Here is a 24,200-nt window from a genome sequence, read left to right as displayed (position 1 = left end):
ATAATCCCGTGTCGGCGGTGGTTGGCATGATGGACTTCAACAAGGATGGATTTATGACTGACACTGCTGCTCCCGCGATCACTCCCGAAGCTAAGCTCGCGAAATTTCGTGAACGACGCGACCAGGCTGTCGTGCAGCAAAATGGCAACCTTGCTCTGACCAATACGCAGTGGGTTGATGCCGAGCAGACCATTTGGGGAGTTCCCGGAACGTGGGCACCTCATGACAACGGGCTAACGGTCACAGCCACCGCAGAAGACAACATCGTTGTTGACGGCACACTGGTTGACGGCAGCGCTGTTGTGCGCAGCAAGAGCGACGAGAACCCCAGCTCTATCGTGTTCGGCGAAACCGTCACCGGGTTTGTTATTAAGGCTCCCGAGGGAAACCACGCACTGCGCGTCTGGGACACCAACTCGCCGGCCATCCAAGAATTCGGCACGATTGATGCGTACGCTTACAACCCCGACTGGGTGATTACGGCGGCGTTTACGCCCAACCCCGAGGGCACCACCCTCGGATTTGAACATTTGAAAGACAATGGTCAAGAGCGTGAGCAGCCCATTCCGGGCGACATCTCGTTCACGAAGGATGGCATTGACTACAGCCTCGCCGCGTTCAAATCGGGCCGAGCACTTCAACTCGTTTTTGCTGACGCGACGAGCGGCGTCGATACCTACAGTGTTGGTCGCTTCCTGTTCGTCGCCCCCAATCCCGATGGCACGATTGTTCTCGACTTCAACCTCGCGATCCTTCCGCCCTGTGCTTTCAGCTACAACTTCAATTGCCCTATGCCTCCCAAGCAGAACCGCTTCACCGTTCCCATCGAAGCCGGCGAGAAAAACGTGCTGAAGAAAGATGGTTCGCTGCTGCACGAGTAGGCAGGCTGTTTTCCTGGGTCGCACGTTCTCTAAGCGGACGGCGAGTGCGTCTCTAAGAACTCGAAGACTTCGGTGGAGTCAACACCGGGATACATTCCTGTGGGCATCGCCGCGAGAAGAGAACTGTTGAGCCGTGCGCTCGGGAGTGAATGTTGTGCCCACCGCTCCGAGAGATTCTCGGGGGCGCTGCGGCAGCATCCATCATCGGGGCACGTCGAGACTGCCCGATTGGTGGTGTCGCGGCCACGGAACCATTTTGCGGAAGCGAATGGGGTTCCCAAGCTCACGGAAAAGTCCCCGCGACGGCCCGACTGGATGCGCGACGTGCACCAGTAGGTGCCGCCCGGCTTATCGGTGTACTGGTGGTAGGGACTGAAACGGTCCTCGACGTCGAAGACTTTGCGGGCGCTCCAATTTCGGCACACAATTTGACCCTCGATTGCACCAAGAGCATCCGTGGGAAAAGCGGCATTGTCGTTCTCGTAGGCTTTGGAGATTGTGCCGCCCTCGTGCACTTTAAGAAAGTGCACGGGAACGCCGAGGTGCTCGGTCGCGAGATTCGTGAAGCGGTGTGCTGCAGTCTCATAGGGCACAGCGAAGGCATCCCGCAGGTCCTCAACAGACAGCTCGCGTTGGGCCTTCGCCGCCGTCAAAAACTCCACCGCAGTCTTCTCCGGAACCATTAGGGCCGCCGCCAAATAGTTGGTCTCTACTCGCTGGTGCAAAAATTCGGCATAGTCAGCGGGCTCGCGGATGCCCAACACATGTCCCGCGAGTGCCTGCAGCAATGTCGACCTCGGGTCTGTGCCTTCGCCCTGCGCCACTGGCAAATAAATGCGGCCATTGCGCAGGTCCGTCACGCTGCGAGTGGATGCGGGGAGGTCAGGTACATAGTGAAGCGAAAACCCGAGATGCGAGGCGAGGTCTGAAGCTACCCGCTGCGAGAGTGGTCCACCAGTGTGACCAACGGCATCCAATAGCTCTCGGGCGGTGGTCTCTAGCTCGCCAAAGTAATTGTTGCGTTTGCGCATCATGCGGCGCAGTTCGGTGTTTGCCCGCCGAGCCTCTTCCGGTGTTGCGGCGCGTTCACGGTGAAGGCGCTGCAATTCGTCATGCAAGCCCAAAACGGTTTGGATGGCTTCATCGCTTAACGTCTTGCGCACGGGCAGCTCGGGAAGGGCAAGCGAAGAATAGAGCGGACCGCGCTGGGCGCGTTCGAGCGCGATCTCGAGAGCGGCGCGACGTGATGGAGGCTCGGCGTTGAGAAGGTCGTCGACCGTTACGTCGAAAATGCGAGCGAGTTTTTGTAGCTCACTGAGTTTGAGTTCGCGCTTGCCATTCTCGATTACCGACACCTGGGATGCGGCACGGCCGAGTGCGGCTCCAAGATCGTCGAGGGTGAGTCCGCGATCAGTGCGGAGTTGACGGATGCGACGGCCAACGGTGAGGGAATCGAGCATGTCCTCATCGTCTGCCTGCCTGAGCGTGCGTGGGGTCATCTCTGAGTCCTCCATGACTGTCTTCTGCGGAAAAACAGAAGAATTGGATTTATTCTGCCGCAAAACCCGATGAAGAACTAGTGTGCAGGCCTCACAGTCGAAGAAAGGAAGCACCGCAAGCACCACCGACCGAGGAGCACACCATGACGAACAACCGTCCAGGCGACCAGATTCAGACCGCAGCCGAACTCGAAACCGAGTGGAAGACGGATGCACGGTGGAACGGTATCGAACGCGACTTCAGCGCTGAAGACGTCGTCGCCCTCCGCGGGAGCGTTCGAGAAGACCACACTCTTGCTCGTCGAGGCGCCGAGAACCTCTGGAACCTCCTCCAGCGAGACGACACCGAGTGGGTTGCCGCTCTTGGTGCGCTCACCGGCAATCAGGCCGTTCAGCAGGTGCGTGCAGGGCTCGAAGCCATCTACCTCAGTGGTTGGCAGGTCGCCGCCGATGCCAACCTTTCTGGCCAGACCTACCCCGACCAGAGTCTGTACCCGGCAAATAGCGTTCCTGCTGTGGTTCGCCGCATCAATAACGCACTCCTGCGGGCCGACCAGATCGAAACCGCAGAGTTCGGTGCACCGGCTACCGACTGGATGGCGCCGATTGTTGCTGACGCCGAAGCAGGCTTTGGTGGCCCACTGAATGCCTACGAACTCATGTCGTCCATGATCGAGGCTGGAGCTGCCGGCGTGCACTGGGAAGACCAGCTCGCCTCCGAAAAGAAGTGCGGCCACATGGGCGGGAAGGTTCTCATCCCCACCGCTCAGCACGTTCGCACTCTCAACGCAGCTCGACTCGCTGCCGACGTTGCCGGGGTATCGAGCATCATCATCGCTCGCACCGACTCGCTCGCTGCCGACCTCATCACCAGTGATGTGGATGACCGCGACAAGCCATTCTTGACGGGTGAGCGCACGAGCGATGGTTTCTATCGCACCACTCCGGGCATCGAAACGGTCCTGAGCCGCGGCCACGCCTACGCGCCCTATGCGGATCTGCTCTGGGTGGAGAGTGCGAAGCCCGATCTTGAGCTGGCGCGCACCTTTGCGGAGAGCATCCACAAAGAGTTCCCTGGCAAAAAGCTCGCGTACAACTGCTCGCCATCGTTCAACTGGAAGCGTCACCTCGATGACGACCAGATCGCGAGCTTCCAGCGTGAGTTGGCCGCCATGGGCTACGCGTTCCAGTTCATCACCCTTGCCGGATTCCACGCCCTCAACCACTCCATGTACACGCTCGCGCGTGGCTACAGCGAGCGACACATGAGTGCGTATGTGGAATTGCAGGAGGCAGAGTTCGCGTCTGAAGCAGACGGCTACACGGCAACGCGCCACCAGCGCGAGGTCGGAACAGGGTACTTCGATCGCATTGCGACGGCCCTCAACCCCACGAGCGAAACCCTCGCCCTGGTCGGCAGCACCGAAACCGCGCAATTTCATTAGAGGGCACCGCCATTAAAGGGCACCGCCATTGAAGGCACCGCCACTAAAGGGCACCGCCGCTCATTCAACTTCGAAACTCTTTCTAAGGACATCTCATGACCACGCACAGAATGGAACCGATCGCCGAATCGCAGGAACGATTCGACGAGATCCTCACCCCGGAAGCTCTGCACTTCTTGACTCGGCTGCATGACCAGTTCGCTGGTCGCCGCCACGACCGACTCGCTGCTCGTATGGAGTCGCGCAAGCACATCACGAACGGACGCAATTTGCGTTTTTTGCCGGAGACAGCAGCTATTCGTGAGGACAGCAGCTGGCGGGTTGCCGGCGCCGGCCCGGGACTCGACGATCGTCGGGTTGAGATCACGGGGCCGACCGATCGCAAGATGACGATCAATGCCATGAACTCTGGCGCAAAGGTGTGGCTTGCCGATCAAGAGGATGCAACGAGCCCAACGTGGCACAACGTTATCGACGGCCAGATCAACCTGTACGACGCAATCCGTCGCCAGATTGACTTCACTTCTCCCGAGGGCAAGACCTATGCTCTCGGCGAGGAGACGCCAACGATCGTGATGCGACCGCGCGGGTGGCATCTGGTAGAGAAGCACCTCCGGTACACCGACCGGGCAGGGTTGCGCACGCCGGCATCCGGCTCCCTCGTCGACTTCGGGCTCTATATATTCCATAACGCGCACGAACTGATCGAGCGCGGCAGCGGCCCGTACTTTTACATCGCCAAAATCGAGAACCACCTCGAAGCGCGCCTGTGGGATGACGTGTTCACGTTTGCCGAAAACGCGCTGAACATTCCACATGGCACAATCCGCGCGACTGTGCTGATCGAGACGATTCCTGCCGCGTTCGAGATGGAGGAGATCCTGTACGAGCTGCGCGAACACTGTGCAGGTCTCAACGCCGGCCGTTGGGATTACATTTTCTCGATCATCAAAAACTTCCGTGGTCGTGGCGCAAGTTTCGTGCTTCCCGACCGGGCCGCCATCACGATGACGGTTCCGTTCATGCGGGCCTACACCGAGTTGCTCGTGTCGACCTGTCACAAGCGGGGAGCTCATGCCATTGGCGGCATGAGCGCGTTCATCCCGAACCGCCGCGACCCTGAAGTGACCGCTCGTGCACTTGATGCGGTGACTCGCGACAAGCGCCGCGAAGCGACCGACGGTTTCGATGGAACGTGGGTGGCGCATCCGGACCTCATTGCGACCGCGCGCGCAGAATTCGACACCGTGTTAGGGGATCACCCCAACCAGGTTGACCGCCTGCGCGACGATGTGCACGTTACTGCCGACGACCTGCTCGATCTGCGTATCGACGGTGCGGTAACGGATGCCGGAGTGCGCTCGAATGTTTCCATCGCGGTGCGCTACATCGAGAGCTGGCTGCGCGGCGTCGGAGCTGCCGCGATTGACAACCTCATGGAGGATGCGGCGACTGCTGAGATCAGCCGCAGTCAACTGTGGCAGTGGATGCACCAGGGCGTTGTCACCGCAGAAGGAACGCCGATCACGCACCGTCGTATCGAGACGGAGCTCGAAGAGACACTCGCAGAAATTGAGCGCACGCCTGGTGACCGTTTTGAGGAGGCGGCGGCGATCTTCCGTGAAGTCACCCTCGAGAAGGAGTTTCCCACCTTCCTCACTCTGAGTGCCTATAGCAGTTACCTCGTAGAACAGCCCCGCGAGAACGCCGCCTGACAGACCACGGGCTAGCCGCAGGATCTGAGACCACTCGCCCCACCCGTCGGTCGATGGATCTGGCGGCTAGCCCATTTTCGCCCTCTGCTGAGTGATGCGCCCGCTTCGCTGTGCACGTTCGCTAAGTCACGGCGCGACCCGAGGCTTGCTCTGCTGTCGGCGGTTCACGGCAGACTAGGGGCGTGTACATCGTTCTCACGACTGTCGGCCGCGACGTGACTGCTATTCGTGTTGACCCCCTCGGCCTGGTGCTTCGCGAGGAGAACGTCACTGACGTGTCGCAGTTTGTCTCGGATACCCAGTCGAATGAGCCCGATGTGCGGTGGGTCTGGCATGACACGGCCTCGTGGTACCCCCAATTGCTCGCCGCTCGAGTGCGCGTAGCTCGGTGTTTCGATGTGCGGCTGTGCCACACAATTCTTCGCAACTCGGTCTTCACGAGTGAGTCTGCACTCGCACAAGCGCGCAGCGGCAGTTGGGGCTCGCTACCGCAATCCGGGCCACCAGCACTTACCGAACTCGGTCCCGTGCAGCACTCAACGCTTTTTGATTGTGACGAGGATGCTGCCACCGCAGCTTCGGAAACTCTTGATGTGCTGTCAGAGTTTCAGCGTCAGCTCGACGCGATTTCATCATCAGCCGAGGCCGGACGACTGCATCGCCTACTGTCTGCCGAGTCAGCGGGGGCGCTCATCGCGGCTGAAATGAGATTCGCCGGGCTACCGTGGAGCGCCGAAGCGCACGACAGAATTTTGAGCGACCTACTCGGTCCGCGACCGGCAACCGACGGCTCGCGACCCGCGAAACTGCAAGTGCTTGTCGACGACATCCGCACACTGCTCGACGCGCCCCACCTCGCGCCAGAGTCGCCCGCCGAACTCTTGCGCGCGCTCAACGTCGCGGGAATTCAAGCCACGACCACGCGTTCGTGGGAGCTCAAGCAACTCAAGCACCCCGTGATAGCGCCTCTGCTCGAGTTCAAAAAACTGCAACGCCTGATGACAGCGAATGGGTGGAGTTGGCTTGACTCCTGGGTTGTTGACGGGCGATTTCGGCCAGATTATGTTCCCGGGGGAGTCGTTACCGGGCGTTGGGCGACGAGCGGTGGGGGCGCGCTTCAGCTTCCCCACCTAATCCGCAGTGCCGTTCGAGCTGACCCGGGCTGGAAACTCGTTGTCGCCGATGCTGCTCAACTGGAACCCCGTATCTTGGCTGCAATGGCAGGCGATCGCGGAATGGTAGCGGCTGGTGCATCCGGAGATCTTTATGAGGGAATTGTTGCTAGCGGCGCTGTCGAAACTCGGAGTCAGGCAAAACTGGCGATGCTGGGGGCAATGTATGGCGCGACTACGGGCGAAAGCGGGCGCCTCATGCCTCAGCTTGCTCGCGCTTACCCTCAAGCAATCGCTCTCGTCGAGCGCGCAGCTCGTGCGGGTGAGCGTGGCGAAGTCGTCAGCACGCAACTAGGCCGCAGTTCGCCTCCTGGCGCGCACGCCGCTCACTACGACGAATCGCAGACTCCGGCGCAACGGGCTGCATCTCAAGAGCGGGGGAGATCGTGGGGCCGCTTCACTCGTAACTTTATTGTGCAGGGAACCGCCGCCGAGTGGGCTCTGTGCTGGATGGCCAGCATCCGTAACAGGCTAAGTCAGCTCTCTGAGGCGACGTGGTTTACTGACGCGCCGCACCTCGTTTTTTTCCTTCATGACGAAGTTGTTGTGCATGCTCCCGCTCATTTCGCGGATGACGTCGCTGAGCAAATTACCCAGGCAGCGGCGGATGCCGGACGGCTCGTTTTCGGCAGTATCCCCGTCACGTTTCCCCTGAGCACCGCAGTTGTCGACCGCTACGATCAAGCGAAGTAGTGTTCTGGTTGCCGTTAACGGATGCGCGTTGCCTGAAGGGTAAAGGTCAACGGCACTTGTTCAGCTCCGTGAGTGAGTCGATACTCGCCATCATCTCCGCGCGCCATATGCCCGGGAAGGGCATCCCAGGGAACGCTGTGGTGCTCGGCGAGTCCATCAATTCGCATGCCGTGTTTGAGAAGCGCGGTGATCATTTCGCCGAGACCGTGGTTCCACTCGTGGCCTGTAGTGGCAGTGAAGACGTGATCGGTTTGCACCTAAGTTCCGGCGTCTTCCCAGACGAGAGCATCCGGCTGTTCAAAGTATGGGTAACGCACCACGAACGCCTCGGAATTCTCATCGTCTAGTGCCCGCAACAGGGGATGGCCATCGCGAATGAAAAGGCGCCCGCCAACGCGGAGGAGGGCGGCAACGGTAGCGGCCCACTGCTCGATGCTGGGCAACCAGCAGATAGCACCAATGCCTGTGTAGACAAGGTCGAAGGTCGTGCCAGCGAGCACTAACGGTGCGTCATAGACCTCAGATTGAACAAATTTTGTTTTCGCCTGTGTTCGCTCGGCAAGTGAGCGCGCTTCGCTGAGGGCGGCGGGAGAGAAGTCGAGTCCAGTCATTGACGCACCGAGGCGTTCGAGAGACAGAGTGTCTGTGCCGATATGACATTGGAGGTGGATTCCGCGCATTCCGGAGATATCTCCCAGAAGGGGCACATCAAAACGCACGACGTCGCTCAGGAAACTGGGATCGCTAACAAACCGCTCGACACCGTAGTCAGGGGATTGCGCGTGAACCGATGCCCGCTCATCCCAACTTGCGAGGTTTGCTGCTACATACTCGGGAATGTCGGTCATGCTGTCTCCACTTTGTCGTGAGAGGTCGCCACCCGCGGCGCGACCTGTGCTGGTCTGCCGCGTTTGGGCTTCGTTGTTGTGAGTGGGAATGAGTGAACACGACCGTGCGATTGAGCTGTCGTGAGCGAAGTCTCGACATGATCGAGCCAGCGCAGTTCAGCTTCGGCGTGGGCGTGCATGGAATCGGTGACGAGCTGTTCGGCGAAGTCGCTGGCATCTCGAGCATCCGCCCGCTGCTCAACCCCAAGGGCAAGGGCGTCGATCGCTCCCCGGGTTGCCACGCGCTGATGCTCGATGACAGCGTGAGCATCGACGCCCGGCAAGGTCACGGCGATGGCCAACTTGATCGCCAACTCATCACGGCTGGCGGAATAGCGCTCGACGGGCGAGTTTAACCAAGTGTCGGATTCGAGCCGGCCGGAGTCTGTAATGGAGTAGTAGGTGTGTTGTGACGCATCACTTTGCTCTGTGGCGTTCTGTGCGCTCTTAGTCGCGAAGCCGTCGCGTACGAGTCGATCGAGCGTGTTGTAGATCTGCCCAACGTTGATCGGCCAGGTTGAGCCAGTTCGCCGGTCAAATTCTGAGCGCAACTGGTAGCCGTAACAGGGCCCCTGCGCGAGAATTGTAAGCAAACTGTGGCGGATTGACATAGAAGACCTTCCGGGTAAGTCGATGCTGCGTATGCACTAACTGACCCTAGTGAGGTCCCGGATGCCCGCGCCAGAGGCCCGGGCGTGTCGAGCTCATTGGTTGGTGCCACAGTCCTTGGCAACCGTGCGTGACGAAAATACCAGTCGAGACATAATTGATCGTCTGCTCGCGTCACGTTACCGAATGTCTGACCCAAGGCTCACCGTTCTGGATGAACTGGACGCTTGTGCATCGATTTCGTGCAGGCCGACTCTCGGCCGCATACTCGTGGGCGTGAGTGACGTTCCCGCGCCCCAGTCGGCAGCAGCCCCCCTTCCCGAGTCGATCAATGACCGCGAATTTGTCTTGACCTCCTCTTCTAGTAGTGCTGTGGCATCCGAGTCACCGACGCGATTTCGCTATCGCCAAGAGGGTCAGATGATCTGGGGTGAGTATGTCGGCGATACCGTGAGCGTGGGGCGTTTCGTCGGTCGCCGGGACGGGGACGCATTGACAATCCGCTTCGCCCATCGTCTTTCGGCGAGCGACGAGGTGGTTCTCGGGTCTGCGGACAGCACTATTCAGTGGAACTCGGAGGGAAAACTCGAGCTGTACGAAACCTTTGAGAAGGATGGCGAGCCGCAGGTCAGTGTTTGTGTCGAAGCTGATCACTCGATTGCGTGGCCGGTATTGGATCCGGAGTTTCGCACTGAGCCGCAGCTCGACGGCACCACCTTTGTCCTTGAAGCATCTTCGGCCAGTGCCGTAAGTGCAGACCCCACTCGTTTCGAGTTTGATGAGAACTCCGGTGTGGTCTGGGGTTTCTACTTTGGCGACACGGTCACATCAGGTCACTGCGTCGGGCGCTACCGCAACGGTGTTCTCGACGAGTACTTCGTTCACCATGTGATCGCAAGCGACTCGACTCTGCTTGGCGACAGCAGTACAACGCTCAGGCGTCGAGCTGATGGCCGCCTTGAACTTGTCGAAGACTTTGTCCTCGACGGCGTGCCAGGCACGAGCGTTTGCGTGCAGGTTGTCGACGCTCGCTAGTTGTTGAGACCAGCACGGCTGGGGTCAGCGCGAGTGAATCGCGTGAGGCCCAATTGTGCTGGTTCCTGGGGGCGCTCAGGGAGGTCGATGGGCAAGAGGTAGGGCCGCTGAAAGACTTCATCGAGCACGAGTACCGTCTCAAGCGACTTCACTTCTGGCAAGACTGACAGCACGCCGACGATGAAGTCGTGAATTGCCCCAACTTCATGACCTCTGATGAGGAGCATTGCATCGTGCTCACCGGTGGTGATGCGGCACGACTCGATCTCGGTCATGTTCGTGATGCGGTCGCGAAAGCTCGCCCAGGTCTGCGGATGCACGGAGAGAAACACGAGAGCGCAGATGCCGAGACCAGTCTTGGCTGGATCAACCTGGGCGCTAAATCCCGTGATGACGCCATCGGACATGAGCTGCTCAACCCGCGTGTACACATTGGCGCGGGAGACGTTTACCTTCTCCGCAAGAGCCGACATCGATATTCGTCCGTTATAGCGCAGCTCGCTCAATATCTTCAGGTTGATCTCATCCAATACGGGCGGTGATTGTCCAGCGGTGGATGATGTGCTGCTTGCTTTACTAGACATATTATACGAAGTCTCCCTCAACTTTGAACCAAGGTCTGAACTATGGTGCCTTTGATTGGACAGACTAGCGGCATTTATGCCAATCTCAAGAAAAGCCGTCCAGCGGCTGTCCTCAAAACCACAAGGAGTTCCTTTTGCGTACACAGTTCCGCTATGTAGCGGCAGCGTTCGGATTGACGGCATCACTGGCACTTGCCGGTTGCGCCGCGGCGGCGCCCGAAGTAAGCGCTAGCGTCGTTATCGACACCGCCTTTACTCTCGAGACCAGCGACCCGGGACGCAACTACGTACCCACCGGCTACATGGTGTCGAAGGCTCTTTACGAGACCCTCCTCGACTTCGCAGGGTCGGACGAATCAACTCCCGTTCCCGGACTCGCGACGTTCGAGTCGAACGATGACGCGACAGTATTCACCTTCACTCTCGAAGACGGCCGCGTCTTCTCGGACGGATCAGCGATCACCGCCGATGACGTTGTCTTCTCGCTCAACCGCGTAGCGGGAATGACGGAGAGCAAGGCAAACTTCTTGATGAACGGAATCACCGTCACCAAGATCGACGACATGACCGTCGAGCTCAGCACGGAGACCCCGTCGCTCAAGCTCCCCGCTCTCATGACCAACCCGTCACTCGCCATCCTCAACTCGAAGCTTGTTGTCGAAAACGGTGGAACGACGGATGACTCGGATGCTGCTGAAGAGTTCTTGAACACCACCTCGGCGGGTTCGGGCCCGTACATCCTTGATTCGATCAACTTTGAGTCGCAGGTAGTGCTCACCGAAAACGAGAACTACAACGGCGACGAAGATATCGACTTCACTCGTGTCGTAATCCGCAACGTATCGGAAGCGGCAACGCAGAAGATCAACCTTGAGGGCAATGACTCGCAGATCGCTGTTGACCTCAGCGGTGACCAGGTCGCTGGCCTGAGTGACGGCATCAACGTCTTCTCAACTCCGTCAGCGCAGACGATCTTCCTTCTGATCAACCAGAACGATGAAGTAGCCAGCGTTACGTCGAGCCCTGACTTTGCGAACGCCGTTCGTTACGCTCTCGACTACCCGGGTCTGCTTGAGCTTGCTGGTGCCGGCTCCGCGCAGGCAACCGGCGTTATCCCGCCATCCTTCCTCGGCGCACTAGATTCAGGCGTTGAGCAAGACTTGGACGTTGCGGCAGCATCGCTAGAGGCATCCGGCTACAACGGTGAGAGCATCACCCTCGAATACCCGAATGACTACCCGGTTGGTGGAGTGAGCTTCACCCCGCTGGCTGAGCGCATCCAGTCTGAGCTTGCGGATGCTGGCATCACTATCGAGCTCGCTCCGGCGCCGTTCACCACTCAGATCGATCGCTACGTAACCGGCGCTGAAGGATTCAGCATCTGGTTCTGGGGCCCTGACTACGCTGACTCGGCCAACTTCCTTCCGTTCGCGGCAGGGCAAAAGGTTGGACTGCGCGCCGGCTGGACCGCTGAGCAGGACTCGGACGTTGTCAACCTCGCTGCTGCGGCAGAGAATGCAACGAACTTCGACGAGCGTGAGACCGCGTTCAGCAACTTTGCTGAGGCACTGCAGCAGCGCGGACCCTTCGTTCCGCTGATCGTTCCCGGCTCGAACATCGCCACGGTTGACTACATCTCCGGAGTTGCTTACAACTCCACCTGGACGATGGACATCGCCGAACTGCAAGCTAAGTAGAAAGTATCTCTAGCGTGGGAAACACACCCCGCGCGACTCGCAAGTACCCGTCCAGATCACCGTTGGTCGGGTACTTGCTTCGTCGCCTCGGAACCTCAGTCCTGCTCCTCTTCGGGGTCACTATTGTCACGTTCGCTTTGGCGAACCTAGTGCCAGGAGATCCGATTGCGGCAGCGCTTGGTGAAGGGGCGGCGAGCAACCCGGCGACAGTCGCGGCCTACGTTCAGGAACGTGGTCTCGATCAGCCGCTTCCGGTGCAATACGCCAACTACATCGGCGGACTCTTCCAGGGCGATATGGGGGTCTCGTTGCGCACAGCTCAGCCCGTGGCATCCGACCTCGCTCAGGCTGTTCCCGCAACTGTCGAGATCGCCCTCTTGGCCATCGTCGTCAGTTTGGGTGTCGGAGTGGCCCTGGGCTCACTCGCCGCCTACCGTCGTGGCAAGATCAGTGACCAGCTGGTGCGTGTCTTTTCACTTATCGGCCTCAGCATCCCAACGTTCTGGATGGCGCTGGTTAGTTTCAACTTCTTCTTCCTTCAACTGCGTATCGCTCCCGGTTCCGGCAGGCTTTCACCGGCACTTCCTCCGCCGCCGACGGTGACGGGGTTCTACACAGTGGATTCGTTGCTGGCCGGCCAGTGGGTCACCTTTACTGATGCGCTTGCCCACCTCATGCTTCCCGTGTTCGTTCTGTCGCTATTTACCATCGGCCTCCTGACACGGTTTGTTCGCACCTCCGTTCTTGAGGTGTTGGATGCCGACTACGTTCGTGCTGGTCGCGCCAAGGGCCTCAGGGGCTCACGGCTGCTCTTCGGTTATGTGCTGCGCGGTGCTTCGCTGCCTATCCTCACGATCGTGGGTCTCGCCTTCGGAACGTTGCTGTCAGGAACAGTTCTGGTTGAGGCAGTCTTTGCGTGGCCTGGCCTCGGTAGCTACGCGTATAACTCGGCGACGAGCCTTGACTTGCCCGGCGTCATGGGCGTCGGTCTCGTTGTCGGCGTCGTCTACTTGACTATCAACTTCGCCGTCGACCTTCTTTACGGTGTACTCGACCCGAGGGTGAGGCTCGCATGAGAAAACGTTGGCTAAAGATTCCCGCAGCCTGGGTGACTCCGCTTGGAGTCATCGGTGCGGTCATTGCTGTGGCGTGGGTGGGCATTGCCTTCACGTCTCGACTCTGGGTTCCTTTCGACCCTCTCGCTCAGGACTTGCCCCGGCTCCAGGCTCCCGGCATTGACACGCTCATGGGCACGGATGCTCTCGGCCGCGACATTTTCTCGAGACTGATGACCGGTGCCGGCGTGACGATTCCGTTGGCGCTGATGCTCGTACTGATGTCCTTGGTTGTGGGAACGCTGATCGGCGCAATCGCCGGGTACTTTGGCAAATGGGTGGATGAGTTGCTCATGCGATTGACTGACTTGGTCATGGCGTTCCCCACGGTCATCCTGGCCATGGTGGTTGCGGCTGCTCTTGGCCCGTCGCTCTTCAACGCGGTGATCGCAGCCTTTGTGGTTTCGTGGCCGCAATACGCTCGAATGACTCGCAGTATTGTGCTCGGACTTCGCACTCAGAACTATGTGATGGCTGGTCGTCTTATGGGCTTCTCGCCGTTCAAAACCCTCCGCGTCGACATCGCCCCCAACGTTGTCGGACCGATTTTGGTGCTCGCGAGTCTCGACGTCGGCACGGCGATTCTTTTGCTCTCTGGACTGTCGTTCTTGGGCCTTGGTGCGCAACCGCCAACACCAGAGTGGGGTTCCATGATTTCGGCGGCCATCCAAAACTTTGATAGCTGGTGGATCGGGCTGTTCCCCGGTCTCGCGATTCTCACCGTGGTAATGGCGTTCAACTTTGTTGGCGACTCGCTGCGTGACATTTTCGATCCCACCTCACAGGTCTCGAGAGCGGCGGCACGATCATGAGCGACGTAGCAACACCAGAGTCAGCGGATGCTGCGAGCACTTCCCGCAGCGCAGTTCTCACGATCGACGCGCTCACGATCGGCATCGGCTCGCGAAATAACGTCAAAGCCATCGTTAAGGGCATCAGCCTCGCACTCACCCCCGGACGTGTTCAGGGGCTCGCGGGGGAGTCGGGGTCAGGGAAGACGATCACGTCGTTGGCGATTCTGGGGTTGCTTCCCAGTAACTCAGTTGTTGGCGGGTCGATCCGTCTCGAAGACACCGAACTTGTGGGGATGTCGCGGCGCGAGTTGAACCAGATCCGTGGTCGACGTGTCGCAATGATTTTCCAGGATCCGTCGTCGAGCTTGCACCCTCAGTTGACGGTCGGTACGCAGCTCACCGATCACGTTAAACGTCATCTGGGGTTCTCGACCAAGCAGGCTCGCGTCCATGCAATTGCGCTTCTGGATCGGGTGAGGGTTCCGAATCCCGAGGAAGCTCTTGCTCGGTATCCCCATCAGTTTTCGGGCGGTCAGCGTCAGCGCATTGCGATTGCGATTGCGTTGGCGTGCGACCCTGTTGTTTTGCTTGCTGATGAACCAACCACGGCTCTTGATGTGACGGTGCAAGCCGGTATCTTGCATTTGCTGCGCGATCTTGCGAATGAGCGTCAGCTCGCCGTGTTGCTTGTTACTCATGACCTCGGTGTCATGAGCGCCGTTGCTGATGACATCGCCATTATGCGTCATGGTGAAGTCGTTGAATCCAATGTTCGGCAGGAGATTTTCGATCATCCGAAGCATGCTTATACGCGTGAGTTGCTCGCGTCTTTGCCGGGTGCTTCAGGCTTTCAGGAGGCGAACGAATGAGCGAACTGCTTGAGGTCTCTGACCTCGTTATCGAATATCACGGAGCTACTGTCGTGCGTGCTGTCGACGAGGTGTCGCTTACTATCGCGCCGGGCGAGGTCCTCGCGCTCGTCGGTGAGAGTGGTTGCGGCAAGTCGAGCTTGGCGCGCGCTGTTGTTGGTATGGAGAGGCCACGCGCTGGAACCGTGAGCTACCGTGGCTCGAATGTTCCCTTGCTTGGGGTTCGTCGTCGAACACCGAATTTCACGTCGATTCAGATGGTTTTTCAAGACCCGAACTCGTCGCTCAATCCCCGTATTCGTGTAGGACAGCAGGTTTCTGAGGGCATTCGCACGGCAGTGGAGCGCGGCGACGAGGGTTCGGTCCCTGAGGAGTGGCTTGAGCGGGTTGGCCTCCCCACGGAGATGGTCTCTCGTTATGCCCACGAATTGTCGGGTGGACAGCGGCAGCGGGTTGCTATCGCCCGTGCACTTGCGGCTAGGCCCGATCTTCTGGTCGCCGATGAACCGATTTCAGCTCTGGATGCGTCGAGCCAGGCATCGGTTGCCAACATGATGCGCCGGCTCGCGCTCGATGCCGGCGCCGGTTTGCTCTTCATTTCTCATGACCTTGCGATCGTGCGTTTGATCGCTGACCGTACTGTCGTGATGTACCGCGGCAAAGTCGTGGAATCTGGTGTCTCTGACCTTATCTGGAACGAGCCGGTGCACCCTTACACTCGCGCTCTCATCTCGGCCATTCCTGAACCGGATGGAAAGGGCAACCTTCCGGCGGCGCCTGCTGCTGAGGCTCCCGAAGAGTGGCGCAGCAGCATCCCTGAGGCACTGAATCGTTCCTAAACGGGTACGGGGTAGCGTCCTTGCTGATGACGGCTGACCGCATCCTTCCTCGGTTATGGCCGTTTGTTGTTAGACCGGGAGGGGTGCGTTAGCCACCAATTGTGAGGTCAGGTGTCTTCGTGATTCCGAATTCATGTCGCAGCGCTGAACGAGCGGCATAGAAACCACACAGTCCGTGAACTGCTGGCCCTGGCGGTGTCGACGACGATGCTAGATAGATGCCCTTCGTCGGGGTGCGCCATGGATCAGTTGACACGACGGGTCGCTGGAGAAGCTGCCGAAGAGTGACGGCGCCAGCGGAAAAGTCACCGCCAACGTAGTTGGGGTTGTATCGCTGAAGGTCTGTTGCGGCCATGTGGTGCGAACCAATAATGAGATCGCGGAATCCTGGCGCAAATCGCTCAATTTGGGCGACGATCAATTCGGTCATGTCGACAGTAGAGCCGCTCGGAACGTGGGCGTACGCCCACACCACGTGTTTGCCCGCCGGTGCTCGACTTGGATCGAGAACGGTGGGTTGCGAGACGAGCACATACGGTGATTCGGGATGAATTCCGTGCGCAACCTGATCCTCGGAATGAGCGATTTCTTCTCGAGAGCCACCCAAATGAATTGTTCCCGCGTTCGCCACTTCGTGATTCGTCCACGGAATGGGGCCAGAGAGGGCGAAATCCACTTTGGCTGCCGCGTTACCGTAGCGGAAGCGGCGAAGCGATTTTCTGTAGCGTGACGGCAGCTTTTCGCCGGCGATGTGGTCGAGCGCGCGGGCGGAAACATCGAGCAACACCGCTTTCGACGCAGGCAATTGGTCAAGCGAATCCACTTCAGTGCCTGTGGTGATTGTGCCGCCGTGGGCGCGTAAATCGTCGGCCATCACATCGACAATTCCTTGACTGCCTCCCACAGGAATCGCCCAACCTCGCGCATGAGCTTGGGCCCCGAGGAGCAGGCCGGCACCAGCCGATGACAGGCGCGGCATTGGGCCTATCGCGTGAGCGCTGAGACCCGCAAGCATGGCAGGCGCAATACTTTCCCTAAACCGCATGTTCCATGCTGGCGATCCTTGCTCTAGCACGCGCAGTGCATAGGCCGCTGCGGCGATGGGGGAGCGCGGAATGCGGAGAAGTTGGTTATTTGTAAAGTTGGTGACGTCATCCATGCGATCGACCAGGGGGCGCATGAGGCGGTGCCAAGCCGCACCATCCCGGCCCAGCGAATCGACAGTTCGATCGAGGTCTCGGTAGGCGATTCCCGCCTCGCCCTTGTCGAGCGGATGCGCGTAGGAAATTTCGGGAACGATAAAGTCAAGGCGCTCTGCGAGCTGAAATTCTTGGAAGAACGGTGAGGCGAGCGCCATCGGGTGTACTGCCGAGCAGATGTCGTGTCGGAAGCCGGGGAGCGTTATTTCGGCGGTGCGTGCTCCACCGCCGATCGTGTCGTTGCGCTCGATGACGTGGACGGCGAGCCCTGCCCGAGCCATCGTCACCGCAGCTGCGAGTCCATTGGGGCCTGAGCCGACGATGACAACGTCCGTATTTGTCACTGAACACCTTTTCTTTGTTGAGCAATTCGAGACTACTAGGGAAATTCTCTTGCGTATCTCACCCACCTTCGGCGATAATGTCCCCAAGCGGTTCGCCGCACAATTTAATAGCTTAAGTGCCGTCACAGGTGCCGTTCGTGGGTCGATGGGGAAGTCGCACCCAAACGGAACGGAGATATCGTGACTGCACAAAACGCTCGCGGAGTGCTCTACGTGCACTCTGCTCCTCGCGCGCTCTGCCCACACATCGAGTGGGCAGCTGGTCGCGCTCTTGAACGTGCCGTGAACTTTGACTGGGATGACCAGCCGGTGCTCAAAGGTTCTCAGCGAGCTGAGTTCTATTGGGAAGGCCCTCAGGGCTCTGGCGCGCAACTCGCATCGTCACTCCGCGGTTGGGAGCACCTTCGGTTCGAGGTAACAGAAGATCCATCGCCGGGTAGTGACGGAGGTCGTTGGATGCACACGCCCGATCTGGGGATATTTTTCGCCCAGACAGACAGCGCTGGCAACATGGTTATCCCAGAAGATCGGGTTCGCTACGCCATGGAAGTGGCCGGATCTGACGCTTTCGAGCTCCACCGTGAACTTCGCTTGGCACTGGGCCAGGCGTGGGACGACGAACTCGAGTCTTTCCGCCATGCCGGTCAAGACTCGGCACTGGTGTGGCTCCATAAGGTGGGATGACGATGATCTCCGAACGCCCGCAGGCCCTTCAGTACGCGGCTGACACGCGGATCTTCCTCATCGAGTGGAGTGACTGTATCGATGTGGTTATCGATCCAGCAGATTCGAATTTTGATGGCGAATGCACTCTCCATGACGGGTGCCGGTCAATCCTCTAAAGATGCAGTCACGAGTGAGAGCTCCTTTGCGTCCAGCGCATCGCCTGGCTCCTAGTTTTGCCTGCTACTAGTTTCGTGCCAGTGCGAGAACGTCAATCGTTGCGCGCGCAAATTCTTCTGGTGCTTCTTGCGGTGTGTTGTGGCCAATGCCCTCTAGCGTACGAAACTCGTATGGTCCGACAAATTTGTGGGAGTCTGCCTCCGCAGAGGAGACTCCGACGCCATCCGCTGCACCGTCGAGAACAATTGTTGGAACACTGATGTTTGGCTGGGCCAGAAGTCTGTCTTCAATGTCTTGATAGCGGTCATCCCCTGGGGCCGTGCCATATCGATGCCGGTATGAGTGAACGACAACCTCAACGAAGTCTGGATTGTGCAGACTTGCGCGCGACTGTGGAAATGCGGACGCTGCGTGCTTCCACGTGGGTGACCAGTTAAGCCACAACAGCTGGCAGAGTTCATCTCTGTTCTGTTCGAGCCCTCGGCGACCACGTTCTGTTTGGAAATAGTACTGGTACCAGTACGTTGCTTCTTCTGCAGGAGAAGCGGGTTCTTGTGCTGTCGCTAGGTCCTGAATGTTGTAGCCGTCGACTGAGACCAGCCCGATGACGCGCTCCGGAAAGATCGCTGACACGATGCACGCAGCTCGCCCACCCCAGTCATATCCGGCAAGTACGGCCTTCTCTATTCCGAGTGCGTCCAGGAGATCTACGAGATCCTGAGCTAGAGCGCCCTGTTGACCGGATCGTAGTGTCGCGGGATCAACGAATTGAGTCGCGCCAAAGCCCCGCAGGTGGGGCACAATGACCCGTAGTCCCTTCTCCGAAAGTATCGTCACTACCTCGTCGTAGGCGCGAACGTCGTAGGGAAAGCCATGAAGCAGCACGACGGCGGTGTCGGCATCGTCGTTGATCGACTCGTAAGCGAGAGTGAGGGTGCGTGTGCTGACGCTTCGCTGGGTGGTCTGAGGCATAACGCGAGAATAGTTCCGGCCTCAGACAATTACAGGGCGATGAACGATCCTTATCGTCGTTGACGAAGAATCGCCCGCCAGATCGTGGATCGTGACGGGCGACTCTTTGTTGTAGTGCTTCGCACAGAGTGCGCGAAATGAGCTTGTTAGACCGAGCGGAATGCGGCGACAGCGTTGTGTCCGCCAAAGCCAAACGAGTTGCTGATTGCTAGCTGCGGACCCGTGCCGAGGTCGCGCGGCGACGTTACAACATCCAGTGGAATTGCGGGATCCTGTTCGGTCAGGTTGATCGTCGGAGGAGCTGTGCGGTGGTAAAGAGCCAGCACAGTGAAGATCGCTTCGAGTGCACCTGTACCGCCAAGCAAATGCCCTGTCGCGCCCTTAGTGGCCGAAACGGGAATGTTGGGCAGGTGGTCGCCAAAGATGCGTAGGAGCGCCTTGTATTCCGCGATGTCACCGACGGGCGTGCTCGTAGCGTGAGCATTGATGTGTGTGACGTCTGCCGGAGTGGCTCCTGCCGCCTCCAGAGCGTCGCGAACGGCGCGTGCCGCAGCGGTTCCCTCAGGATCGGGCGCAGTGATGTGGAACGAGTCGCTCGTAACAGCACCACCGGCCAACTCGGCATAAATACGTGCTCCACGAGCAAGCGCGTGTTCTTCCGTCTCGAGCACGAGCGTTGCTGCACCTTCGCCAAGAACGAAACCATCGCGCGAAATGTCATAGGGGCGCGAAGCAGTCGCTGGGTCATCGTTGCGCTTCGACAGCGCTTGCATTGATGCGAAGGCGGCAATCGGCAGAGGGTGCACCACTGCTTCAGTTCCACCAGCGATCACGACATCCGCGAGTCCAGCTTGAAGGTGGGCGTAAGCATTTGCCAGTGCTTCGGTGCTGGAGGCACAAGCAGAAACATCGGTGCGGGCGTAAGCGCGTGACGGGATTGCCATGCTAATAGCCGCTGCCGCAGCGTTGGGCATGAGCATCGGGATGGTCATGGGCAGAACGCGACGCGGGCCCTTTTCGCGCAGGGTGTCCCAGGCGTCAAGGAGAGTCCAGAGGCCACCGATACCGGTCGAGTAGTCGACACCGATACGCACAGGGTCGACGTCGGGCGAGCCAGCATCAGCCCAAGCTTCACGGGCAGAAATCAACGCGAATTGGCTGGAGGGGTCGAGGCGCTTGTACTCAACGCGCTCAAGAACTTCTTCTGGCCGTACCTTCGCCTGAGCGGCAAAGGTGACAGGCAAAGAGTGTTCCGCGACCCAGTCGTATTCGAGTGAGCGGGCACCGGATTCACCGGCGAGGAGGGCGTTCCACGACTCCGTCGCGGTTCCGCCGAGTGGCGTAGTGGCACCAATGCCGGTGACAACGATCTTTTTGGTCATTTCACGTTCCTTTTGAATATACGACTCAGGCATTCCACAAGGGGCTGCGCGTAGACATAGTGCTGCGCGGCGGCCAACCGAACTCGTGTCGATTGGCCGGCCGCGATTAGCTCGATCTAGCCTTGAGCGTTGGTGATGAAGGTGACAGCGTCACCGACGGTCTTGAGGTTCTTTACCTCTTCGTCGGGGATCTTTACGTCGAACTTCTCTTCGGCGTTGACAACAATCGTCATCATCGAAATCGAGTCGATATCTAGGTCATCGGTGAACGACTTGTCCATCTCGACAGTATCGGTCGCAATGCCGGTCTCGTCGTTGATGAGCTCAGCCAGTCCGGCCATGACTTCTTCGGTGGACAGTGCCATGTTTTTCTCCTTGGGGTGTGAATTGACCGTTAGCCAGTGTAGGCCAGCGGCCGCGCTTAGCGGGGGTGCTACGGCAGAACGATTACCTGCGCGCCGAAAACAAGACCAGCACCGAAGCCAATCTGCAGTGCAAGGCCCCCACTGAGTTCAGGGTTTTCCTTGAGCAGACGGTGAGTGGCCAGCGGGATTGACGCGGCTGATGTGTTGCCAGTGTCGGCAATATCGCGTGCGATGACAACGGACTCCGGAAGCTTGAGTTGCTTTGCGAACTCATCGATGATCCGCATGTTTGCCTGATGGGGGATGAACGCTGCGAGGTCCTCTGCAGTGATGCCTGCGACATCCAGAGCCTCTTTCGCTACCTTCGCCATGTCCCAGACGGCCCAGCGGAAAACCGTCTGGCCCTCCTGGCGGAGCGTCGGCCAAGCCGCATCACCCTCGCGGAAGTCGACGAGTGTCGCATTCATCTTGATGGCGTCTGCTTTAGAGCCATCGGAGCCCCATACTGGTGCGGAGATTCCGGGAGTGTCACTCGGTCCGATAATGACGGCACCTGCACCATCGCCAAGCAGGAACGAAATACTACGATCGGTGGGATCGACCACGTCTGACAGCTTCTCGGCACCGATAACTAGCGCGTACTTCGCTGCACCGCTGCGGATAAGCGCGTCGGCCTGAGTGACGGCATAGCTGAAACCAGCGCATGCTGCATTCATGTCATAGGCCGCAGCCGGATTCGCACCAACGCGGTCGGCGACGACGGCGGAGATTGAGGGGGACTGCTGAACGTTGCTGATCGTTGCAACAATCACCACACCGATCTCGGCAGGATCGATACCCGACTTCTCAATCGCTTCACGTGCCGCATCCGTTGCCAAGTCGAGCGCAAGGATGCCAGCGGAAGCACGACGGCGTGTGATCATTCCAGTGCGCTGTTGAATCCACTCATCGCTCGAGTCAATCGCCTCGACAAGCTGGTTGTTGTCAACAATAAGGTCACCGCGTGCGGCGCCGTAACTATAAATTCTGGTGAACTGTGTGCCGACTGACTGGTTCAGTGTGGGTGCGGTCATGCGTTGGCCTCCATCAGGTCAAATGCTGCTGATAAGTCATCTGGTGTCTTGACGGCGACCGCCGGGATGCCCCGGAGTCCACGCTTCGCGAGACCAACTAAAGCGCCGGCAGGCGCAAGTTCAATAATTCCGGTGACGCCAGCATCCGCCAACGCATTCATGGTGAGATCCCAACGCACCGGTGACGACACCTGGCCAACCAACAACTCAACGAAGTGCTCGCCGACTTCAATGAGCGATCCATCACGGTTGGTAAAAATGGGGAGAGTGGGATCGTTCTTGGCGAGTCCAGCGGCGACCGTCTCCAGGTGAGCGACGGCGGGCTGCATGTAGTGCGTGTGGAATGCCCCAGCGACCTGCAGGGGGATAACGCGAGTGCCCTTGAGCGGTTCCTCGGCAAGTTTGGCGAGGGCATCGAGCGCTCCAGCGACAACAATCTGGCCGCCACCGTTGAAGTTTGCCGGCTGCAGCCCAAGCTCAGCAAGGCGTTCGAGCAGCGCTTCTTCATCGCCGCCGATAACCGCGGACATTCCTGTGTCCTCGAGGGCGGCCGCAGAAGCCATCGACGAGCCACGTTCAACAACGAAGCGGATTGCATCATCCTCAGAAAGGATTCCCGCCGCCGCCGCTGCCGTAATCTCGCCGACAGAGTGGCCAGCAACCGCACCGATGTGCTTACGGCGGTCGCCGCCGGTGAGCGCAGTGAGAGTCAGAAGACCGGCCGCAACGATGAGGGGTTGGGCAACCGCGGTGTCGCGGATAGTGTCGGCATCCGACTCCGTGCCGTGCTTGACGAGATCGATTCCCGCGACCTCAGAAATGGCCCCGAGCTGATCGCGCAGGGTTTCATCCTCGAGCCAAGGTACGAGAAAACCGGGGGTCTGGGAGCCCTGACCGGGCGCTACTACAACAATCACTTAGCTAGTCTGCCAATCTTTTCTCAGAAACGCTTGGATGACCCCACCAAACCTTTGGGGGATCGTTGTGTGAAATCACCAAAGAAGGAACGAGGCTAGTGTGAGCGGCCCGCGTCTGGGTCCGAAATCGACCCGACAATGAGTGCTGCCTGCAGGATTAGCGCTTCACGAGCCCCGGTAGCATCCCAGCCGATGACTTCGCTGACACGCTTGAGGCGATACCGCACCGTGTTGGGGTGCACGAAGAGTTCCCGCGCCGTCGCCTCAAGCGAGCGGCCGTTGTCGAGATAACACCACAGCGTGGTCAGTAGATCGGTTGAATGAGCCTGAAGAGGCTTGTAGATCTTGTTGATGAGCGTCGAACGCGCGAGCGGATCTCCAGCGAAAGCACGTTCCGGCAGTAGATCATTGGCCAAAGTCGGTCGTGGAGCGTTTCGCCACGACCGAGCAACGGCGAAACCTGCCAAGGCGGCCTTCGCGCTCTTAGACGCATCAACCAGACTCGCAACCTCAGGACCAAGAACCAGATGGCCACTTCCGAACCCGGGTTCGAGCTGTTCGGCGATCGTGATGAACGGGAGGGGCTCAGCATCCTCGCTCTTTTCAGAACGGGGAGCAGCGCGCCCGATCACCAAAACAAGGCGACTACCTTGAACACCGATCAGAACATCGGCATCCAAATGCCGCGCTGTGCGGCGAAGCTGGTCGACATCGAGCATCCGAGGTGCGGTGCCAACAAGCACACACACCTCTCCATGACCGTTCCACCCCAAAGCGGCAATGCGACTGGGGAGCTCGTTGTCGTACTCCCCGCTGAGAATCGAATCGACAACGAGAGCTTCAAGACGTGCATCCCAGAGTCCTCGTGCTTCAGCGGCTCGAGCGTAGACATCTGCCGAAGCAAACGCGATTTCCCGTGAGTAAAGCAGGATTGCTTCACGCAAGACATCGTCATCAGCCTTGACCCGTGCTTCAACAACCTCAACCGTGATGCGGATCAGCTGCAGCGTCTGTTGCAAGGAGACCGAGCGGAGCAGCTCGCGAGGTGCTGCCCCGAAAACATCTGCCGCAATCCACGGTGTCGTTGTCGGATCTTCGAACCAACTGATGAAGCTCGTAATGCCGGCCTGCGCCACGAGTCCGACAGCGGAACGCCGCCCTGGTGGCATTTCGCCATACCAGGGCAGCGTGTCCTCAAGCTGTTTCAGTGTTGCTGTCGCAAGTTCGCCCGAAATCACACGCAACCAGGCGAGCGTCTGCGCCTTGGTCTT

General features: G+C 59.1%; 23 protein-coding genes. 11 read left to right on the top strand and 12 right to left on the bottom strand.

From position 1 onward, the window contains the following. The first annotated feature begins 53 nt into the window (after window positions 1-53). Window positions 54-881, top strand: coding sequence for a DUF1684 domain-containing protein (locus AC061P_RS07785; RefSeq protein WP_480390845.1), 828 nt, complete (start codon window positions 54-56; stop codon window positions 879-881). A gap of 29 nt (window positions 882-910) precedes the next feature. On the opposite strand, the gene AC061P_RS07780 is transcribed toward AC061P_RS07785, so the two are convergent. After that, a complete protein-coding gene (locus tag AC061P_RS07780) occupies window positions 911-2,380 on the bottom strand; it encodes a helix-turn-helix domain-containing protein (RefSeq protein WP_480390844.1) in 1,470 nt (489 codons plus the stop codon). Window positions 2,381-2,523: 143 nt separating this feature from the next. Between AC061P_RS07780 and aceA the strand changes: the two genes are divergently transcribed. The 3 genes from aceA (at window position 2,524) to AC061P_RS07765 (ending at window position 7,405) form a co-directional block, all read left to right on the top strand. Continuing rightward, entirely contained in the window at window positions 2,524-3,825 is a 1,302-nt protein-coding gene (aceA, locus tag AC061P_RS07775) for an isocitrate lyase (protein WP_480390843.1), read from the top strand. A gap of 95 nt (window positions 3,826-3,920) precedes the next feature. Beyond that, window positions 3,921-5,540, top strand: coding sequence for a malate synthase A (gene aceB / locus AC061P_RS07770; protein ID WP_480390842.1), 1,620 nt, complete (start codon window positions 3,921-3,923; stop codon window positions 5,538-5,540). A 182-nt stretch (window positions 5,541-5,722) separates the two neighbouring features. Next, window positions 5,723-7,405 (top strand): bifunctional 3'-5' exonuclease/DNA polymerase, encoded by a 1,683-nt coding sequence (locus AC061P_RS07765; protein WP_480390841.1) that lies wholly within the window; start codon window positions 5,723-5,725, stop codon window positions 7,403-7,405. Window positions 7,406-7,419: 14 nt separating this feature from the next. On the opposite strand, the gene AC061P_RS07760 is transcribed toward AC061P_RS07765, so the two are convergent. The 3 genes from AC061P_RS07760 to AC061P_RS07750 are packed head-to-tail and all read right to left on the bottom strand — an operon-like array spanning window position 7,420 to window position 8,903. Further along, a complete protein-coding gene (locus AC061P_RS07760) occupies window positions 7,420-7,662 on the bottom strand; it encodes a hypothetical protein (RefSeq protein ID WP_480390840.1) in 243 nt (80 codons plus the stop codon). Continuing rightward, window positions 7,663-8,253 (bottom strand): class I SAM-dependent methyltransferase, encoded by a 591-nt coding sequence (locus AC061P_RS07755; RefSeq protein ID WP_480390839.1) that lies wholly within the window; start codon window positions 8,251-8,253, stop codon window positions 7,663-7,665. Further along, window positions 8,250-8,903: a PadR family transcriptional regulator gene (locus AC061P_RS07750; RefSeq protein WP_480390838.1), complete on the bottom strand. Its 654-nt coding sequence runs from the start codon at window positions 8,901-8,903 to the stop codon at window positions 8,250-8,252. Before AC061P_RS07750 ends, AC061P_RS07755 begins: the two co-directional genes overlap by 4 nt. A gap of 274 nt (window positions 8,904-9,177) precedes the next feature. Here AC061P_RS07750 and AC061P_RS07745 point away from each other — a divergent pair, with 274 nt between their 5' ends. Further along, the gene (locus AC061P_RS07745; protein ID WP_480390837.1) at window positions 9,178-9,936 is read left to right on the top strand and encodes an avidin-fold protein; all 759 of its coding nucleotides are present in this window, start codon (window positions 9,178-9,180) and stop codon (window positions 9,934-9,936) included. On the opposite strand, the gene AC061P_RS07740 is transcribed toward AC061P_RS07745, so the two are convergent. Then, window positions 9,933-10,520, bottom strand: a complete 588-nt coding sequence (locus AC061P_RS07740; protein WP_449646819.1) for an Lrp/AsnC family transcriptional regulator — start codon at window positions 10,518-10,520, stop codon at window positions 9,933-9,935. The genes AC061P_RS07745 and AC061P_RS07740 overlap by 4 nt on opposite strands. 134 nt (window positions 10,521-10,654) lie before the next feature. Between AC061P_RS07740 and AC061P_RS07735 the strand changes: the two genes are divergently transcribed. The 5 genes from AC061P_RS07735 to AC061P_RS07715 are packed head-to-tail and all read left to right on the top strand — an operon-like array spanning window position 10,655 to window position 15,834. Continuing rightward, window positions 10,655-12,217: an ABC transporter substrate-binding protein gene (locus AC061P_RS07735; protein ID WP_480390836.1), complete on the top strand. Its 1,563-nt coding sequence runs from the start codon at window positions 10,655-10,657 to the stop codon at window positions 12,215-12,217. A gap of 14 nt (window positions 12,218-12,231) precedes the next feature. Continuing rightward, window positions 12,232-13,293: an ABC transporter permease gene (locus tag AC061P_RS07730; protein ID WP_480390835.1), complete on the top strand. Its 1,062-nt coding sequence runs from the start codon at window positions 12,232-12,234 to the stop codon at window positions 13,291-13,293. After that, window positions 13,290-14,144 (top strand): ABC transporter permease, encoded by an 855-nt coding sequence (locus tag AC061P_RS07725; RefSeq protein ID WP_449646816.1) that lies wholly within the window; start codon window positions 13,290-13,292, stop codon window positions 14,142-14,144. Before AC061P_RS07730 ends, AC061P_RS07725 begins: the two co-directional genes overlap by 4 nt. Beyond that, window positions 14,141-14,995, top strand: coding sequence for an ABC transporter ATP-binding protein (locus tag AC061P_RS07720; protein WP_480390834.1), 855 nt, complete (start codon window positions 14,141-14,143; stop codon window positions 14,993-14,995). The genes AC061P_RS07725 and AC061P_RS07720 overlap by 4 nt, the downstream gene beginning before the upstream one ends. Further along, complete coding sequence (locus AC061P_RS07715; protein WP_480390833.1) at window positions 14,992-15,834, top strand: ATP-binding cassette domain-containing protein; 843 nt, start codon at window positions 14,992-14,994, stop codon at window positions 15,832-15,834. Before AC061P_RS07720 ends, AC061P_RS07715 begins: the two co-directional genes overlap by 4 nt. An 88-nt stretch (window positions 15,835-15,922) precedes the next feature. On the opposite strand, the gene AC061P_RS07710 is transcribed toward AC061P_RS07715, so the two are convergent. Beyond that, window positions 15,923-17,377: a phytoene desaturase family protein gene (locus AC061P_RS07710; protein ID WP_480390832.1), complete on the bottom strand. Its 1,455-nt coding sequence runs from the start codon at window positions 17,375-17,377 to the stop codon at window positions 15,923-15,925. 180 nt (window positions 17,378-17,557) lie between these two features. On the opposite strand from AC061P_RS07710, the gene AC061P_RS07705 reads away from it, so the two are divergent. Further along, on the top strand, window positions 17,558-18,061 hold the full coding sequence (locus AC061P_RS07705; RefSeq protein WP_480390831.1) for a DUF3145 domain-containing protein: 504 nt from the start codon (window positions 17,558-17,560) through the stop codon (window positions 18,059-18,061). 225 nt (window positions 18,062-18,286) lie between these two features. On the opposite strand, the gene AC061P_RS07700 is transcribed toward AC061P_RS07705, so the two are convergent. The 6 genes from AC061P_RS07700 to AC061P_RS07675 all read right to left on the bottom strand — a co-directional run bounded on the left by AC061P_RS07700 (window position 18,287) and on the right by AC061P_RS07675 (window position 24,173). After that, the gene (locus tag AC061P_RS07700; RefSeq protein ID WP_480390830.1) at window positions 18,287-19,192 is read right to left on the bottom strand and encodes an alpha/beta fold hydrolase; all 906 of its coding nucleotides are present in this window, start codon (window positions 19,190-19,192) and stop codon (window positions 18,287-18,289) included. A 146-nt stretch (window positions 19,193-19,338) separates the two neighbouring features. Further along, on the bottom strand, window positions 19,339-20,574 hold the full coding sequence (locus AC061P_RS07695) for a beta-ketoacyl-[acyl-carrier-protein] synthase family protein (RefSeq protein WP_480390829.1): 1,236 nt from the start codon (window positions 20,572-20,574) through the stop codon (window positions 19,339-19,341). A 116-nt stretch (window positions 20,575-20,690) separates the two neighbouring features. Next, on the bottom strand, window positions 20,691-20,939 hold the full coding sequence (locus AC061P_RS07690; RefSeq protein ID WP_009772406.1) for an acyl carrier protein: 249 nt from the start codon (window positions 20,937-20,939) through the stop codon (window positions 20,691-20,693). 68 nt (window positions 20,940-21,007) lie between these two features. Then, the gene (locus AC061P_RS07685) at window positions 21,008-22,012 is read right to left on the bottom strand and encodes a beta-ketoacyl-ACP synthase III (RefSeq protein ID WP_449646808.1); all 1,005 of its coding nucleotides are present in this window, start codon (window positions 22,010-22,012) and stop codon (window positions 21,008-21,010) included. Further along, the gene (locus AC061P_RS07680) at window positions 22,009-22,929 is read right to left on the bottom strand and encodes an ACP S-malonyltransferase (protein ID WP_480390828.1); all 921 of its coding nucleotides are present in this window, start codon (window positions 22,927-22,929) and stop codon (window positions 22,009-22,011) included. Before AC061P_RS07680 ends, AC061P_RS07685 begins: the two co-directional genes overlap by 4 nt. A gap of 95 nt (window positions 22,930-23,024) precedes the next feature. Next, window positions 23,025-24,173 (bottom strand): PucR family transcriptional regulator, encoded by a 1,149-nt coding sequence (locus tag AC061P_RS07675; RefSeq protein WP_449646806.1) that lies wholly within the window; start codon window positions 24,171-24,173, stop codon window positions 23,025-23,027. Window positions 24,174-24,200: the final 27 nt, after the last annotated feature.

The sequence above is a fragment of the Rhodoglobus sp. G.S.4 genome (assembly GCF_056619605.1).
This window is presented reverse-complemented; position numbering and strand designations above follow the sequence as displayed.